The 17663-nt window shown below is 35.8% G+C and carries 15 protein-coding genes; 7 read left to right on the top strand and 8 right to left on the bottom strand.

Features of this window, described 5'->3' with window-relative positions; genetic code table 11:
- Positions 1-76: 76 nt before the first annotated feature.
- Entirely contained in the window at positions 77-634 is a 558-nt protein-coding gene (locus ACP6PK_RS02125) for a class I SAM-dependent methyltransferase (protein WP_426557352.1), read from the top strand.
- A 29-nt stretch (positions 635-663) separates the two neighbouring features.
- On the opposite strand, the gene ACP6PK_RS02120 is transcribed toward ACP6PK_RS02125, so the two are convergent.
- Together ACP6PK_RS02120 and ACP6PK_RS02115 are read right to left on the bottom strand one after the other, a co-directional pair.
- Positions 664-1575 carry a glycoside hydrolase family protein gene (locus ACP6PK_RS02120; protein WP_426557350.1) on the bottom strand — a complete coding sequence of 304 codons (912 nt, stop codon included), beginning with the start codon at positions 1573-1575 and terminating at the stop codon, positions 664-666.
- Between the two features lie 51 nt (positions 1576-1626).
- A complete protein-coding gene (locus ACP6PK_RS02115) occupies positions 1627-3093 on the bottom strand; it encodes a tetratricopeptide repeat-containing sulfotransferase family protein (RefSeq protein WP_426557348.1) in 1467 nt (488 codons plus the stop codon).
- A gap of 171 nt (positions 3094-3264) precedes the next feature.
- Here ACP6PK_RS02115 and ACP6PK_RS02110 point away from each other — a divergent pair, with 171 nt between their 5' ends.
- From ACP6PK_RS02110 to ACP6PK_RS02100, 3 genes are all read left to right on the top strand, one after another.
- Positions 3265-3495: a DUF433 domain-containing protein gene (locus tag ACP6PK_RS02110; RefSeq protein WP_094678401.1), complete on the top strand. Its 231-nt coding sequence runs from the start codon at positions 3265-3267 to the stop codon at positions 3493-3495.
- Complete coding sequence (locus tag ACP6PK_RS02105) at positions 3492-3824, top strand: DUF5615 family PIN-like protein (RefSeq protein ID WP_094678403.1); 333 nt, start codon at positions 3492-3494, stop codon at positions 3822-3824. The genes ACP6PK_RS02110 and ACP6PK_RS02105 overlap by 4 nt, the downstream gene beginning before the upstream one ends.
- Before the next feature lie 153 nt (positions 3825-3977).
- Positions 3978-4886 (top strand): Rpn family recombination-promoting nuclease/putative transposase, encoded by a 909-nt coding sequence (locus ACP6PK_RS02100; RefSeq protein WP_426557369.1) that lies wholly within the window; start codon positions 3978-3980, stop codon positions 4884-4886.
- 448 nt (positions 4887-5334) lie between these two features.
- Here the strand turns inward: ACP6PK_RS02100 and ACP6PK_RS02095 are convergent, their stop codons facing one another.
- The 4 genes from ACP6PK_RS02095 to ACP6PK_RS02080 form a co-directional block, all read right to left on the bottom strand.
- A complete protein-coding gene (locus tag ACP6PK_RS02095) occupies positions 5335-6216 on the bottom strand; it encodes an OmpA family protein (protein ID WP_426557345.1) in 882 nt (293 codons plus the stop codon).
- A gap of 369 nt (positions 6217-6585) precedes the next feature.
- Positions 6586-7671, bottom strand: a complete 1086-nt coding sequence (locus ACP6PK_RS02090) for a DUF4335 domain-containing protein (protein WP_426557343.1) — start codon at positions 7669-7671, stop codon at positions 6586-6588.
- Between the two features lie 388 nt (positions 7672-8059).
- Positions 8060-9235, bottom strand: a complete 1176-nt coding sequence (locus tag ACP6PK_RS02085; protein ID WP_426557341.1) for an RRXRR domain-containing protein — start codon at positions 9233-9235, stop codon at positions 8060-8062.
- Between the two features lie 200 nt (positions 9236-9435).
- Positions 9436-10482 (bottom strand): sulfite exporter TauE/SafE family protein, encoded by a 1047-nt coding sequence (locus ACP6PK_RS02080; protein ID WP_246844603.1) that lies wholly within the window; start codon positions 10480-10482, stop codon positions 9436-9438.
- A 2109-nt stretch (positions 10483-12591) separates the two neighbouring features.
- Between ACP6PK_RS02080 and moaA the strand changes: the two genes are divergently transcribed.
- A complete protein-coding gene (gene moaA, locus ACP6PK_RS02075) occupies positions 12592-13578 on the top strand; it encodes a GTP 3',8-cyclase MoaA (RefSeq protein ID WP_426557338.1) in 987 nt (328 codons plus the stop codon).
- Positions 13579-14034: 456 nt separating this feature from the next.
- Here moaA and rpsD read toward each other — a convergent pair whose 3' ends face one another.
- Positions 14035-14643, bottom strand: coding sequence for a 30S ribosomal protein S4 (gene rpsD, locus ACP6PK_RS02070; RefSeq protein WP_094678363.1), 609 nt, complete (start codon positions 14641-14643; stop codon positions 14035-14037).
- Positions 14644-14750: 107 nt separating this feature from the next.
- Between rpsD and ACP6PK_RS02065 the strand changes: the two genes are divergently transcribed.
- Both ACP6PK_RS02065 and ACP6PK_RS02060 read left to right on the top strand, forming a co-directional pair.
- Positions 14751-15317, top strand: a complete 567-nt coding sequence (locus ACP6PK_RS02065; protein ID WP_426557336.1) for a hypothetical protein — start codon at positions 14751-14753, stop codon at positions 15315-15317.
- A 502-nt stretch (positions 15318-15819) separates the two neighbouring features.
- The gene (locus ACP6PK_RS02060; protein ID WP_426557334.1) at positions 15820-16260 is read left to right on the top strand and encodes a hypothetical protein; all 441 of its coding nucleotides are present in this window, start codon (positions 15820-15822) and stop codon (positions 16258-16260) included.
- Between the two features lie 421 nt (positions 16261-16681).
- Here the strand turns inward: ACP6PK_RS02060 and ACP6PK_RS02055 are convergent, their stop codons facing one another.
- The gene (locus tag ACP6PK_RS02055; RefSeq protein ID WP_426557332.1) at positions 16682-17527 is read right to left on the bottom strand and encodes a phosphodiester glycosidase family protein; all 846 of its coding nucleotides are present in this window, start codon (positions 17525-17527) and stop codon (positions 16682-16684) included.
- Positions 17528-17663 lie beyond the last annotated feature (136 nt).

The raw sequence follows: 17663 nt of genomic DNA, 5'->3' as shown, positions 1-17663 counted from the left end.
GTAGTTTGATAAAATTACTAGATAAGGGTTATTATTTAGGGACAAAAAAGCAAGGGTATAAGTTTGAGGGTTACATATGTCAGATCAGAAAAAATCATCATATTGGTCTAAACGAGAAAAACATATTTATATTTTTGCAATTCGGCAAATTATTCACAAGCTTGGCAGCGGTGCAGGTTCAATTATAGATGTAGGTTCTAATGGATGTCCTTATCTCGATTGGTTTACATGGATTCCGGAACGCTACTCCATAGACTTGCGGAAACCTTACAAAGCTCCCGGTATTGTTGCTGTGACAACAGACTTTTTAAAGTATAGTCCGGGAAAACGTTTCGATTTGTTGACTTGCCTTCAGGTAATTGAACACGTCCCAAATGCTGAAGCTTTCTGCCATAAATTACTAGAAACTGCTCGCCTGTTAGTGGTTTCTGTACCCTACAAATGGCCAAAAGGTCAAACAAAAAGTCATATACACGATCCGGTAGATCTAGAAAAAATGAATAGTTGGTTTGGACGAGAGCCTAACTACCAAAATATTATCAAAGAAATAGAGTCTCCATGTCGTCGTCTTATATGTATCTATGACACAGAATCAAATAAAAAATGGGATAGAGTGAGGACTGTTTTTAAATAAACTAAACAGTGAGAGGAAATTCAATACATTCAGTTGCTAAAAATAATCGACTTTAACTCAGCAATAGCAATACCTGACTCTCCTGCAATAGAATACAGGATGTAATATTTATTATCTTCTTGATAAATCGCAGGATCTCTCAACTGCCGCACTTTTCCTTTAGCTGCTCCCTTTTGTGAAGGTTCAATTGCAAAACTTATCCCTTCATAATCTTCTTCAGGTTCTAAGACAGGAATAGGTGGAGATGGTGTCCAAGATTTCCAGTCCTGCTTTAAATCCACATAACTCATTAATATAGATTCGGGTGTATCCCCAATACGAGAATAAAATACCATCAAAGTGTCCCTTTCTAACAATACAGCAGTGTGTCGAAGGTTAGGAATAAACTCTGGTCCTCTTTCAAAAGCAGTTATCCCATCCTTGGACCGCAGTAAAACACCACCAATATTTTTGTTCTTAGCGATCGCATAATACCACCCACCATACTTAAACACCCTGAAATAAAATGGTCCTAAAACCGACGAGGATGGAGTAAAGTTCAAGCCATCTTTGGATGTTGCTAAAAAAGTTACCTGACCATGGGAGGGATGAACGCCATGAAAGTACATCCTAATTTCACGGGTTTTATCATCTACATGAACGTCTGGAGAAGCAATATGATTTTGGCATACAGTTTGATTTAACTTTAACGTTCCTGACTGGTAAACCGTCCATGAATCTTGAATATTATTAGAATATGCTAAACGAATGTACTTACCCTGATGATGATCAAAGTAAAGATAATAGTTACCCAAAGGATTTTCAATCCAATCTGGAACCCGAATCAGTGATGGACCGTTAATATTAGAACCAACTTCACCTTTTAAACCAGCCATATCTGGATATAAAATTGGATTATTTTGGCAGCGTACTGCTTGAATTTTCAGATTAATAGTATTCATAAATAAATATATGTTTCTAATATCAAGGGTTAGATCAAATTAAAAGTAAACTCACCAATTATCATCTTCAACATAGCCAAACTCTAATAAATACTTTTGCGCTTTTTTCTTAAAAATAACTTTTTCTCCCTCTGTCATTTCTTCCTTCCATCGACCACGACCATCAAACAAAGGCTGATTAATTTGCCAATTACGATATTGTTTGTGTTCTGTAATGCTATTAATTTTCTCAGGTTTAATAATCTCTGAGCTGTACCAACGCCTTTCAGTCTGATGAAATTTTGAAATTTTATCATCATATTTTTCGCCTAAAAAATGTAAAATATTTCTCAAAGTAGTTTCAGGATTAGTTACTAAATCCTCATACTTAACAACTTTAACTCTAGGGTCATCCCAATAAAGTAATCCAGACAAATTATCATAAATCCATCGGTCTAAACGTTCCCAAAATTTATCATAACCTGAATCTGGTCTATCCTTTAGAGAGCAGACAACATCTCTCCCATCTCTTAACATAAGAATAAACCGACTTTGAGGGCGAATTTTAAGAAACTTTCCAATTTGAAAAATATGGGGAGGAGTTTTTTCAATCCAACGACTTTTTCCTGCTGCCAAACATTCTTCATCCCAATTTTGCATTGTTTCTTCAATTTTCCTGAGATTTTGCAGAAATATTGCACTTTCATAAGGTATTGGATAAAAAGAAGGATGACTACCCAACAAAGCTAACATTATTGAAGTTCCACTATGCCCACAACCAACCACAAATACTGGATTTTTAACCTTAATATCTTGGGCGTTATTAGGCTTAATTGTATCGTAGTATTTTTTCAAAGCCACTGGATTCAATTTAACTGCTGTTCGATAATATTTTACAGACAGACTCCAACGATCTACTGCTTCTGCTAAATTTAGATAATACTCGGCTGAATTAGGATTAAGAAATACAGCTTTTTCAAAATTATTAGCTGCCCATTTCCGCTCTCCCATTTCTAGAAGTAACTTTCCCCGTTTGTTATAAATTTCAAAATATTGATAAGGACTATCTTCAATAATCTTTTTATAAAGATTTGCTGCTTCTTTAATTTCACCTTTTTGCTCTAAAACAATGGCAAATTTTAAAGCATTCCAAAGTTCTGATTTTTTGATTTTTTTCTGGGAAAAATAATTGCTATTTAATCCTTTTGTATATAAATTTAATTTCTCTAGATTTGTATGAGTTTTTATAAGTGTATCGAAATAAATTAAAGCTTGATTTAATCTTCCTTGTTTCCCTAAGACTTCGGATAACTGGTAATAGAAAAAAGCTGTACTAGAACTAATCTTGAGAGCTTGGTTAAAGCAAGCTACGGCTTCATCAAAGTAATTTTGTTGAGCTAAAGCATCACCTAAATTAGAATACAACCAAGCAAAATTAGGATTAATTTCAATAGCCTGATGATAAATAGCGATCGCCTCATCCAACTGCCCCGCTCTCTTCAACCTATTAGCCTGCTTCAACAATTGTCCAGCACTCATACCCTCATTACCCATAAAAACCAAAAGATCAATCTAAATATATAATATTATCAGACTCACAATCTACAAAAATTATTTCCCAACAACTCTATTAATTTAGTACAATTTGAAAAGGCTATATAATAAAAAATTACGATCAACAAATTAGCCCAATTCTCTAAAACTATAACTATGAGCTATAAAAAAATTATCACCATCGAACCAGACAAACGTGGTAGTAAACCTTGTATTAGAAGAATGAGAATTACAGTTTACGACGTTTTAGGATGGCTCGCTACAGGAATGTCTTTTGCAGAAATTTTAGATGATTTTCCCGAATTAACAGAAGAGGATATTAGAGCTTGTCTAGAATTTGCCGCCGATAGAGAACGGCGTTCAGTAGCAGTAATAACTAAAGAATGAAATTACTATTTGACCAAAATTTGAGCAGAAAGTTAGTCCAACGACTAGCCGATATTTTCCCTGATGCAAGTCACGTTCAATTTGAAGGAATGACTATCGCTACAGATACAGAAATTTGGGAATTTGCGAAAGCAAAAAACTTTTGTATTGTTACCCAAGATGCAGACTTTGCTGAAAAAAGCAGTCTGTATGGTTCGCCACCAAAAGTAATTTGGCTACGTTGCGGGAATGCTAAAACTGAAAAAGTAGAATCAATCTTACGCTCTGGAGCAACAGCAATAGAAGAATTATCTTCTAATTCATTGTTAGATTGTTTAGAGTTATTCTGATTACTTAGGGTTTGCTGAAAAAGTCTTTTTTCAGGAGTAGGGGAGCATTTTTTTTTGCTCAACTTTTCCCCAAAATCATAACTTTTTGAGTATAAAGAGCTGAAAACAATGTACCATAAATTATATTATAGCAGTTCAGCAAAAGATATAACTATGAAATTTATTAGCCCTAAAACCGACTTTGCCTTTAAAAAAATTTTTGCTTCTATTCATAGTCAAAACATCCTGATTAGTTTTCTCAATGCCATAGTTTATAACAATCAAAACATCATTCAATCTCTCAAAATAATTAACCCCTATAACCCTGGAGTTACTAACACTATGAAAGATACTTATTTTGATGTTAAAGCAGTTTTAGATAATGGTAGTACCGTCATCATTGAAATGCAAGTATTGAATGTAGAAGAATTTGAAAAACGAGTAATTTATAACTTAGCCAAAGCTTATGGAAATCAATTAGATGCAGGGCAAGGTTATATGATGTTGCAACCTTTTATTGCTTTGACGATCGCCGACTTTGTTTTATTTGAAAAGACAGAAAAAATGATTACTAAGTTTGGATTGAAAGAAGAGACAGAATTGTTTAATTACCAAGATGAATTAACATTAATGTTTGTCGAATTACCCAAATTTAAAAAAGAATTATCAGCCTTAGAAACTCTAAGTGATAAATGGATATATTTTCTTAGCTCGGCTCCAAATTTAGAAGTAATACCAGAATCATTGGAAGAAGTATCAGAAATAGAAGCAGCGTTAAATATAGCGAATAAGGCGAACTTAAGCAATGAAGAATTAGAAGAATTAGAGCAAGAGGAAAAGTCGATTAGAGATAAGAAAGGACAAATTAGTTTAGCGAGAAAGGAAGGAGAAGAAACTGGAATTGGAATTGGTATAGTCAAGCAAATCTTACGTCAAATTCGTCGCCAGTTTGGGGAAATAGCTCCAGAAGTTCAAACTCAGATAGAGGAATTATCTTTGGAAAAATTAGATATTTTAGGTGAAGAAATTTTTGATTTAGCAACAATGGCAGACTTGGAAAACTGGCTAGGTAATAATGGATAATTGATAATGGATAATTGATAATGAAAGAGTTTTTTAAATCTCTAGTTTTCTATTTTTACTAGGATTAATTTTTACCTCTATCTGATAATTGATAATGAAAAGTAAGTATTTCCTACGGAATGCTGCGCAAACAGCCGTCAGCTAGTCTCCTGCGGAGGAGCTGCGCTTTTTCGTATAGGGAATGCTCCGCAAACATGTCGCGCAGCGTTAACGCGCGTTGTGCGCCAGCTAAACAGCTATTAGCTATTATTTTTGTTAGAATATAAAGCTGATAACTAGCTTTGTTGTGGTTGGGTTTTTCCGTTGGAAATGCTCCGCAAACGTTCCATGCTTCGCAATGCTAACGCAAACAACTCAACCTACACTTATTGCACTAATTAATCAATGAAACTTATTGCTGAGAGCTGACAGCTAATAGCTGAATGCTTACATACAATGAAAGAGTTGTTTAAATCTCTAGTTTTCTATTTTGACTAGGATTAATTTTTACCTCTATCCGACGATTACGTTGTCGATTAGTTTGAGAATCATTTTCTGCTATGGGGCGAGACTCTCCATAACCAATAGCCAGCAGACGATACTGTTGCCCCAGATTTTTTGATAAATATTCTGCTACTGCTTCAGCTTGTAAAAATGATAATTCTCGATTTGCTTTGACTTTACCTCGACTGTCAGTATGACCAGAAACAGTAATTGTTGCACCTTTATAATTTTTCAATTCAGTAATTAAATTGTCTAAAATAATCCTTTCCTCAGAACGAATTGTATTACTACCTGACTCAAACAAAATATCAATAGGAAGGGTCACCATCATTTGATTTCCTGAAAAAACAGGTTTGGTAAATTGACTTATTTGTTTGCGTTCATTAGTTGAAAGCGGTACAGTCAACTGCTGAGAAATTAAATTTAATCTTGCCTCTAAATTTTGATTAGGTCTACTAACACCTAATTGATTTTCTAAAGCTGTGGTCTGACCAATAAGACTATTTAACTGTGTTTGTAATTCTTCAAGTTCTGTTTGTAATTCCTGTCTCTGGGCCTCAGTTAGTTCAACTTGGAGCTTCAGAATTTCTGGGGTAGATTCAGGGGTGGCGTTTGAAGATTGGGGCAACCCTTTTTTAGAGACTATACCCTTAGTGCCACGAAGTAGTTTTTCTGCTATGGGTATCTCTTGAGAAGTAGAGGGATATTGGACAGCGATCGCCATTCCCAACACCCAGGAAAAACCACTAGCTACTACCAGTAGTAACAATCGAAATATTAAGGATAGTATTAACAGACCCATTCCCGGAGACCTAGGGTTGATCCGATTGGGAGAAGATTTACTCACGGTTTTTCCATTAGTGACACTTTTAATTTGAATGTTATATCATGTCCGGATAATTAGTGATAAAAAAACATTCTCCTTTTGATACTTTCTTTCTCCTCTCTTTCCTCCTGACTCCTCCTTATAACTATTCAACCGGACATGATATTAGCTTAACAAATACTTTAGAGATAATAAGACAATATGGTATTGGGTGGAAAATTCTCCCCTGCTCCCCTACTTCCCTGCTCCCCTACTGCCCTACTCCCCTACTTCCCTGCTCCCCTGCTCCCCTGCTCCCCTGCTCCCCTACTCCCTCCTCCCCCTCTACCTTTACCAAGAATGAAACAGCCCTGCCTATCTGTGGGCGAATGGCCATTCGCCCCTACTTCGTTAAATTTCCCAAGGTTCTACTTCTAGGAAACCTTGTTGACTAAAAAAGACTTTAAACTCAGCCGTCGATTGATTATTATCTCCAGTTACTGTCTGTCGGTCCAGTAAATCTGGTAGAGGAGTTTTATCCACCTCATCAGCAGCAGCAGAATTTATTGGTTTGTAGCCAATAATAGAACCATCGGTAGCCACTGTTACACGATAAATTAAATCTGCGCTAATTTCTATTTTCCAAGTATTATCAATTTTTGCAGAGAGTATATTTTGCAATTTTTCAATCTCTGCTGGATCGGTAATTTCCGAACTGGTAGACAAAGATGACTCTAGATTTTCTTCAGATAGTTTCTCCTCAGATGAATCAATAGTAGTCGATTCTGGCGAAGAGTCCAAACCTTCAGGTGTTGGGGTAGGATTTAAACCAGGTTCCGGGGTACTGGTGGGAGATGTCTCTAAACTACCCACACTCTCATTTGATTCTGGTTGAGGTTCTCTTGGACGTTGTACTTCTGGAATAGGTACAAAGAATAAAGCTAACGCTGCTATTGCTAAACCCGACATTCCCACAGCAGCAGGCAGAACTTTTTGAGCTACAGGTTCCCCTGACTTGACTTGTCTTCGAGAAACAGGTCTTACTGCCAAAGAGAAATCCGGTAAAGTGAGAGAATCGGCAAAAAACTGGTCTATGGCCTCAACCAGATCGAATAACTGAACTGTAGTTAAATCTATAATTCTACCAGGTTTTTGCTCGGCAATATTTCCGCCAGAAACATTGCCATCAAAAAGAGTTAATCTATGGAGATTGACATCTATTTTGTGTAAGTTTAGCAACTCTTGGCTTTCACTGTGGTGTCTAGGGGAAGATATGCCACTCAGAAATTCCTGAGCATAGCTGCTAACTTGCCTGACCAAACTTTCAAAAAAATCTCGTCCACCAGTTAATGGTGGCTCTTGGCCATGAATATGACATTCAGCACTCATTAATATAGATAATACTTGCCCTGGACTTAAGTTAGTTCCTCCACTATCACTCAAGCCTTGCAAAATCAATTTGCAATTAGGCAAACTGTACTGACGTTGAATCGTCATTGCACTTAATTCTCCATAAAATTTAAAACCCGCAAGGTGCATAGCACCTCACGGAAATAAGTATCCTTATATTTTGCCATGACAATTTTAGCAGAAGTCATAAGTTAGAAGTCATAAGTCAAATTCCCAGCACGGACTATATAGCAATCCTATTTTATTCGTGTCAAAAACCTTACTGCTTTTTAGGCAACAGCTCCAGAAGGCAACAGGTGGGAGTTTCAGTTTTTTTATTTACTTTATAAGAGCGGATTGCTATATTTGAGAGGTGTGAAAATGTCCTAACTGCTATGGCGACTGTTATATTCAAGAAAAATATTCCAGATCCTGGAATCCCCGTCGTTTTAACGTGGGGAGGAAAGGCGAGTAGAGGATTTAACATCCGTGTAAGTTAAACAACACAGAGTTTATTAGACCTACGAATCAGTTGAACTTTTTTAGGAGAGAATTGTCCAACGCGCTTCCAATTATGGTCATAAACACTGATGTTTTTGGTCTTGGTTTTAGTAAAGCTTCCTACCCATCCAATGTATGTTTTCCCTGATTTTTCAGCCATAACTTTATCGCCATAACGAACATTAAAAGGGGTGATTGTTCCACCTTTGCGTTTACGAATGCCGCCTTTCTCAGCATTATCAAAATGTAAAGCGCGACGAAAATAAGCAGGTCTAGTAATGACTCGAAAAATGCAATAAGTTATGTTGACGGAGCCTTTCCATCCCCAAGTATCAGAATTTTTTCTGGGAGTAACTCCATAGCGAACAAACTCACTAGCAGCCAAAGCAATACCATCTACTGCATGAGATTTTTGTACTTGGGCTTTCTTATCTTTGATTTTTTCCAACCGTAAATATCTGCGAATTTGACTGGTTCCATTGTTGTTTTTCTGCCAGCCATAAACGGTTTTAACAGGTGCAATAGATTGCAGTTGTTTAACACACCAATTTTGCCCGACCATAACCGGAGAAAACCCTTTGCCCGAACGCGCTCCTTTGCGACCGCTAGTTAAATCTACGTCAGCTTTAACCAGTTCATAGACAATCATAGTTATAGGGAAAACTTTAGACAGTTCGGTGATAATCCTAATCTCCATCTCCCTTGATGCTCGAATAGATGGAGGTAATTTCCCTTTTCTTTTACGATTATCAAATCGCTTTTGTCGATGGGCACGTTGGTTGAAAGGCACTTTCCTATTAATCTTTCTACCACGCCGCGCCCGACGTTGTAATGCTCGACCTCTGACATTTTTAATTATTTTGCCTTGCTTAATCACAGCAGAGCCAAGCCGTTCTTTAACACGGTCAAACGGCAAAACCAAATGTGCGGTATAAAGAGTGAAGTTTGCAGACTGAACCGCAATCCCTGTATATTTTTTGCCAGGGTCGCAACCAATTGTTATTTTCTGGGTATGGCCACCTGATGATTCGGCCACCAAGCGAACATAATACAACCCAGCATCATTCCAATGTGCTGTTGCTTTTCCCTCTTGTACCCAACGACGTGCCCGCGATGCTTTTGTTGGCATTGCAGGAGAGCCATCAGGATTTTGTACTGGGACTCGAAGCATAAGAGATAATCCTTTCCCTTGAAAAGTTGTAAGTCCCTAAGACCACCAAAAACGTTGTGTCTCGCATTTGTACGATGCCTTAACCCAAGAAGACCAACAAATAATCCGGGCTAGGGAAATACCCAGAGGTGTTATCGTTTTTTGGCTCTGTGGTCTAGCCAACTCTTAGTTAGACGCTGGGCCGTCCAAGCTGCGTGGCTTCAGCCCGCAGAAGTTGACGACTCTTGCTTAGATAGTTGGTAATTATAACATTCTTTTTGATTTTTCTGATAGATTTTTGTGCGGTACATCCAGTAATTTAAACAAGAGAATACCACTAAAGCTATCAAGCTGGAGTACATTACTATTGATGTTAAATTAATCAAAAGTAAAGAGGAAAGAACTTCTACAAAAATTAGACCAATCAGGATATTGGCAATGGTTTCTCGGCGCAAGAGGTTACAAAATATTGCCCCAAGAGGTGCCCCAACTACTACTACTGGAATTGCTGCAAACCAATAACTACGAACTGGATCTATAAAATCTTGGAAAACAAAGACTTGTAAAATAAATCCAGCTATAGCATTAACTGCCATGAGGATGACGGAAGTGGGGGTAGCAACTTTTTCGCAAAGGCCAAATAAAACTACCATGACAGAAAAAGTAAAGACATCAATACCGCTACCGACTAAACCACTCATCATCCCTCCGAGGAACCCAGCTATTAGCCAAATTCTCTGCTCTTTAACTGTCCAAATTGGCATAGCTGTATATAATTCTCTCGGCTGTTGGTTTAATTTTAATAAGGTAACAGCAAAGCTGGTGAGCATAACAGTGAAAGACATTTTGATTACGTCAGGGGGTATCAGGGGGGCTAAAAAACCAGACCCCATAAATACTCCTAAAAACCCACCCAGACTACCCCAAAGAATTACCCGTAATTCTACTTTAATTCCAGTTAAAAAAATGGCAACGGCAGCAGAAGTCATACCTACACTCTGAATGGCCAGGGAAAATATTTTGGCATCGGAAGGTGAAATGTGCAGAACTTTGGTAAAAACTGGAAATGCGACAGCTCCTCCCCCTAGACTTGTACCTCCAGCGATCGCTGACCCAAAAATCATTGTTAGGGCTATTTCCCAATTACCTAGTAAATAGGAAAATGCTTCTTTGCCACCTAGTAAGATTAACCATGTACTCCAGACTACAAGTGCGATGGATATTAAAATTGTCCGTTGGGAAACTAATTTTTTTAAGTTGGCTTTCAAATCCTAGTACCTCTTAAAATATTGCAAAATTTATTATTTTTTTTATGCTCAACTTAGCTATTAAGCTAGTGAGGTTTTGTTAATTTTGTCCTGGATGCTCTGGGGAGCTTACAGAAATGTATTTTTCGGCCAGGGTAGGCTATACTACTAATTGGCAAATTTTCATCATTACTTTTGTTTATTTTTTTTGATAAATCTTATTATATTGATATCTTTTGATTTATTTTTTGTCAATTATTAACCAAAAATCAAGCCAGTTACTATTCTATTTTCTATAGCTGGTTTGTCGGTAACCAGTTGGCTCAATTTCCAATTTTATCGGTAGAAAAGTATAGGGTATATTTAGGTATATTCTGATGACCAAGAAAATTAGGTTTAAAGTTTACTACTCACAGGAAGGTTAATAGTAGAAATTTTGTAAAATTTTTGTTTTTGTCAATTAAATAGGGTTTGCTGAAAAAGTCTTTTAGTAGCGCAGGAGTCAGGAGTCAGGAGTCAGGAGTCAGGAGTCAGGAGTCGGGAGTCGGGAGTCGGGAGTTAGGAGTTAGGAGTCAGGAGTTGTAGGGGTGATGCGCGTTTTGCATTCTGCAAAGCTCCGCTAACGGCTGTCGCCGACATCAATGCGGAGCATTCCGTAGGGAAATCACCCCTACAGGAAGAATGGGGAATGAGTGAGGAGCTAGGAGGTAGGAGGAAGAATTATCCCTTGATTTTTTGAGCAAGAGCGTCAACCCAAAATCCTAACTTTTTGCATTTCTAGAGAACGAAAACCTTGTACTTTTTCAAGACCTAAAAAGGCTAAAACCTTTATCTGTAAATCCTTTTATATTTAATCAGGAAGCCCTAAATATTTTTAAACAAGTGTTTAATTTTACTTATATAAATTATTAAAAATAATTCTATAAACTTAAAGAAGGAGAAGCAGGTTTTCCCACCCTAGAAGTTACTTATCTCTATAGGAGAAGACTTGAACTGAAATTGAGTTTCCCAAGTTTTTTGCTCAACTAATACTCTAATCTGAAGTTTTAATTGACTGTATTTACTGGTATAAGTAGCAAGATACAAAATTTTAATTGCCAGTTATGAATCTACTTCATTAGCTAAATAAAAATCAGTTGTAACTTGAGCTTCTCATGCGCCATGATTAGAGTTATATCTTAGCTCATTCCAAATTTTATTATGGGGAATAAATATTAGATTATCTTCCACAGTTTGTCAACGAATACCTCTGCTTGATTATTAATGTTTTCCAGATTTGCTAGACTTAAATATTGTCACCATAATTGAGCAGCTACTGAACTTAATCCTTAGGAAAGATTAGGATAAATAATCGTAAGCATTCAACTATTAGCAGTCAGCTATCAGCTTCTTAGAAGTCAGGAGTAAGGAGTCGTATGGGAATGATTTTAATACCATTTTTTAGGTCGGAAATTCTTTTTTTCCTCAAAAATACATTTCATACAAAGTCTTTTAATTGAGTTAATAAATCATAACTAATAGTTGATAGCTGAACGCTTACTTTTCCTGAAAAATATCAATACTAATTACTGCTATAAAGGCAATTAATTAATGGCTGATAGCTGTTTTCGGCTAAGAGCCGACATGTTTGCGTTTCGGCTCTTAGCCGACATGAAAAGCGTTAGCGCAGCTCCTCTGCAAGAGGCAGCTCCTCTGTAAGAGGCAGCAGTCCGTCAGGATAATGCTGCGCGACATGGAAAGCGGAGCATTCCCTATACGAAAAAGCTAGAGCTACCGTAGCAGGAGGCAAGAGGCTAGCTGACGGTTGTTTGTGCAGCATTCTGCAGGAAATGCTTACAAATAATCAAAATTTTCTTTGATTTTAGCAAGTTTTTTTTCTTCATCAGTTTCTGGGGATGGAGTCTTGATAAATAGAGATTTTAATTGATACATTATCTGCTTGATTTTACAAGTTTTCGATTTTAGGAAAAAAGGAATAAGGAAAAAAGAATAGGGAAGATAACAAAATACTATACCTGATTAAGATGATAACCGCTATATTATAGTTGGAGTATAAAAAAAATGGTTATAACTGGCTGCATATTTGCCAGTAAAACAAAATTAACATTCTCTTAGGATATAAATTTTAATATGAACATAGTTGATTATCTCAGAATTAGTTTGATAGATCGTTGCAATTTTCGGTGTCAATATTGTATGCCTGAAGGTGCAGAAATTGACTATATTTTAAAACAAAATTTATTGACTAATGATGAATTACTAACTCTGCTAAAAAATGTGTTTATTCCTGTGGGTTTTACTCGGTTTCGCTTAACGGGAGGTGAACCTTTATTACGTCCTGGTCTTGTAGATTTGATTGAGAATATTGCTTCTTTTCCAGAAACAAAAGATTTATCTATGACGACTAATGGATTTTTACTTGCAGATATGGCAAAAGATTTATATCAAGCTGGTTTAAGAAGAATTAATATTAGTTTAGATTCTCTAGACTCAGATACTTTTAATTTAATTATTGGTAATAGAGGTCGTAGTCGTTGGCAGCTTGTTTGGAATGGTATTCAAGCTGCTTATGAGGTAGGTTTCGACCCTTTGAAATTAAATGTGGTTGTTATTACTGGGGTGAATGACCATGAAGTTTTAGATTTAGCAGCTTTAACTATTGACCGTAATTGGCATGTTAGATTTATTGAATTTATGCCTATTGGTAATGATAAATTATTTGATGATAAAGGTTGGATTTCTTCTGAAGAATTACGGCAAAGTATTAGGAAAAAATGGGGACTGACAGAATCTTTTGTCCGAGGAAATGGACCTGCCGATGTATTTCAAATTCCTGGAGCAAAGGGAACCCTGGGGTTTATTAGTCAAATGTCCGAATGCTTTTGCGATCGCTGTAATAGAATGCGTCTTTCTGCGGATGGATGGTTAAGACCTTGCCTTTTGAATGAAATGGGTCAAATAGATTTAAAAAATGGTTTGCGTAATGGAGTTTCTGTTGAGGAGTTACGGCAGAAAGTGGAATATTTATTAGGTATAAAACCAGATATTAATTTTAAACAAAGAGAGTCTGGTACTACTGGAATTTATAGTCGAACTATGTCACAAATTGGAGGATAAAAGGAATTTATAATTTATAATTTATAATTTATAATTTAGGAGTTAGATAGGCGAATCATAGGACGGGAATCATAGGATTAGCAAGGTACAGAAGTTAAATTATTACTGTAACTATATTTGAGAATTTGAGAATGTTTGTATCAGTAATAGCGACTGCTATATTTGCTCTGGGAAAAGGAGTTAGAAGTCAGGACTTAGGAAGAAGTATAGATGGAGTATTGGAATAATCCCTCATATCAACTCTCATTAATTAAGTGCCAGAAATAAACATTTTCTCAAAACTTTGTAGGGAAATTCTATGGAAAATCCCTACATTCTTTTTCACGTCTATGTTTACTGTTTAACTACTAAAAATTAATAGCGTAAACAATCATATGTCAATAATTAAACTTCTTCCTTCTTCCTTCTTCCTTCTTCCTTCTTCCTTCTTCCTTAGTTCTCTGAAAAACAAAAATTCTAAGCTTGTCTGGAATAATATTCCACAACTAATAGTTCGTTAATTTGAAGCGCCACCCACTCCCGTTCCACAACACCATTAACTTTACCAACCAGTTTATCTTTGTCAAATTCTAAATGGCTAGGAATATTAGCTAAACCTGGATATTGGAGATTAGTCTTTACCATTTCCTTAGATTTTTCTTTTTCTTTAACACTAATTACCTCTCCAGGTTTACACTGATAGCTAGCAATACTTACTACCTTGCCATTAACTGTCACATGACCATGATTAACTAACTGTCTTGCGCCGGGAATAGTTGGAGCCATTCCTAAACGAAATACGGTATTATCTAAGCGCATTTCTAGATATTGTAGTAATACTTGCCCTGTGGAACCTGCTGCACGACGAGCTTTTTTTACATAACGTAGGAGTTGGCGTTCAGAAAGACCATAGTTATATAGTAGTTTCTGTTTCTCTTCCAGTCGAATCGCATACTCAGAACGCTTTCTACGATTTTGACCATGTTGACCAGGTGGATAAGCACGTCTGGCACTTTTACGAGTTAGCCCTGGTAAATCCCCCAGACGACGTACTATTCTTAAACGTGGACCTCTATATCTAGACATAATAATTTCCTCATTAACGTAAAATTTAGCCACAATCCTATATCATATACTATTTAATTGCTACTTTGTCAATTGTCCACTATTGTTTTTAACTTTTATTATTTGTTATGCTTCATAAGAACTTTTCTGATTTTTTATCTGATAAATTTCCCTTATTTACACCTAAAAAATACTTGAGTAAACGGTGGATATCTTTAGCAGTAATACAACTTTTTAGTTATAGTTTTTTGATGATTATTCCTGAAGTAGCAACAGCTCAACCAAGTAGAAAATCATTTAGAATTTGCTCTAGAGATTTATTAAGCGTAGGTTTATCTGAGTCAGAAGTAGCTAATGCTTGTGGTGCAGCTTTAAAGCCTAGAGATTTATCCAAATGTGTCACAAGAATTTATGATAGTACAACGAAAGAACTTCCGGCAGAAGAAATTCTATTTAATTGTCAAAGGGTGAGAAGAGTTGATGAACTAGGAAATTGTGTGAGAAAGATTAATAAAGCAGTAAAAGATACATCTAATGAATCTGCTGTGTTAGAAAATTGTCGTCTTAGTTTACTCCCAGAAAGTTTTTCTTCTTGTGTGATTGGTTTAAGTTCTAATGTAGGATTATCGACAGAAGAATTATTAACTACTTGTCTTAATCCTAACCAAGAAATAAGTGAGGTTGATTCAGAGTAATTAAGTTAATTTAATTATTCAGGAATAAACCAGGTTTATTTTTTTTAGTATAGCAATCCTACTTTATTTGTGTATAAAAATCTTACCGCTTTTAGGGAACAGGGAACAGGTGGTAGTTATAGGTTTATTATTTGTCACAACCTAATTTAGGATTGCTATACTTATCGCAATCTTAAAATTGGTTGTGAAAATTTTGATAACAGTTAATTAATTTTAACTGAAAATATAAGTAAATTATTACTCCTGACTACTGTTAGTTGCTAATCAAACTGCTCACCTACCTGAGTCCTTTAGGGGCGAATGGCTATTCACCCCGACCACTAAAATATTACAACTGAAATAGGATTGCTGTAGGTTTTTTCCTAATATAAAAAACTTGTCTATACCAATTTATTGATGAGTTTAGTCAGGAGGAGATAACAAAGTCTTTTTCTTTAGTTGCCACTTTAGGAAAGTGCTGTTAATATTACTTTTCTAAAGGTACTTTACAAACCAAACAAAAATGAAAAAGCTAAATTTTGTGGCCACTGCTCTTTCCACCGTAGCGATCGCTGGTGGTGTAGTTTTTGCGAATTCTGTAGAAGCTTGTCCTTTTAGTGGCAAAGGTAAAAGTTTTACATCAACAGAAAAACCTTTAATTTCACAAGATTCTTGGTTAAACAAAAAATTTCCTGGTAAGTCTGACTTTACTATTGCTGGTATTGCCGCTGGTACACTAGGTTTAACTGGGTTAGGTGCTTTTTTTGCTAGTCGTTATATTAGTCGTAAAGCAGAGGCTAATGTTGATGCTGGTGATGAGTCTATGGAAGTACCAGTAGAAGAAACATTTGTTCAACAGCATCCTGAAGCACCTGGTGGTGAACTAGATTTAATTGAGGATAATGTTGCTGATAATGCAAATTCAGAAGTGGTGGCAGATAAAGAAATTTCTCTTATGAAATAATTTGATTATCATACAAGTAAAATAAATTTTCTCTGGACTTCCAGTTTTAAGTTACTGGAAGTTTTTTATATTCAAAAAGGAATATAGAGAAAAGAATAAAGTAATACCAAATTGATAAATGTTTGCTACAAATAGCTAGGGTACTTTTTAGGAGTCAGGAGGTAGGGACGTTGCATAAGGGCGTCCGTACGGAGTCGAATGGGAATGGCTTCAATACGGTTTTTTAGGTCATAAATCATATTTTTTGTCCAATAGACATCTCCTGTAAAGTATTTTTATCCCTCTTACTATTCGTAACATTCTTTGTTCAAAATGGTGTAATACCATTTATCAAAAACTTTTCTACATTTTTTTGATTAGGGGAGTAAAAGATATTTTTTTCTTTCCCTATTCCCTATTCCCTATTCCCTATTCCCTAGTCTTAATTTCCACTAAAAATAGCAATCATTTGAGGGATAGTTCTTGGTGAATCTATATAATTATTTCCCTGACAAATTAATTGTGTTGAACCTCCACCATCTAACATTATTACTTGAGTTGCACCGAAACTTTTCAAAACTTTAGCAGCGTGAGGTTGAGTTGCTTGTTTAGAAGTAAAAATTAAAATAGTTTCATTCAGGCGATCGCCATCTTTATCTTGAATTCCAATAAATGTTCTACCTGTTTTATCTTCAACTCCTTTATCAGCATTTTCCTGTAAACCAACAATAAAATTAGGTGCTGTTGATAATTGGAAATTATTTGGCTGAAATTTAGTAATTAATGCTCTATCATTCCAGACTTCTAGCATTAACTTTTCGTCAGGAAATTCTATTTCTCCGGCATAACCGTCACTAACTATAATTCCATCTGACTTAACAGGAAATGCTAACCCTGTAGAGGAGTTTTTATCATTTCTAAAAAATTGACCGTTAGTAATACAAAATAAACTTGAATTTTCTGAAGATAAGTTAGACCATACTTGTGATATTGTCTGACGTTCAAATTGTGGATCGTTACCGTCGTAAGCTCCTTTTTTAGTACCTAAGTCTGTGATATTTCCGTAGATAAAATTAATTTTTGCGCCTTGAGTTAAATCAATAACTTGTAGATAATCTAAATCTTTTTGATAAAGAGTTGTTCCCTGAGAATGACTAATAATTTGGAAACCAATAAATAGAGGGTTTTGTGATTTACTTTCGGCATTCTGGGCGGAAAATAAATTGATTGTTATTAGCAGGAAGGTTGTTAAAAATAATCCGATTAAAGTCAGACTTTTTTTATTCATTAGTTATGGTTTGCTGATTAAATATAAAAGCATTGACATATAAAGATATTAGCCTTTTTAGGTCTGTAAAAAGTACAAGGTTTTTGTTCTAAGAAGCTCAAAAAGTGAGGATTTTGGGTTGCGCGAGGCAGAAAAA

Origin of the sequence: Dapis hubbardiae BLCC-M172 (assembly GCF_050016015.1) — a bacterium.
Classification (GTDB): Bacteria; Cyanobacteriota; Cyanobacteriia; order Cyanobacteriales; family Microcoleaceae; genus Trichodesmium.
This window is presented reverse-complemented; position numbering and strand designations above follow the sequence as displayed.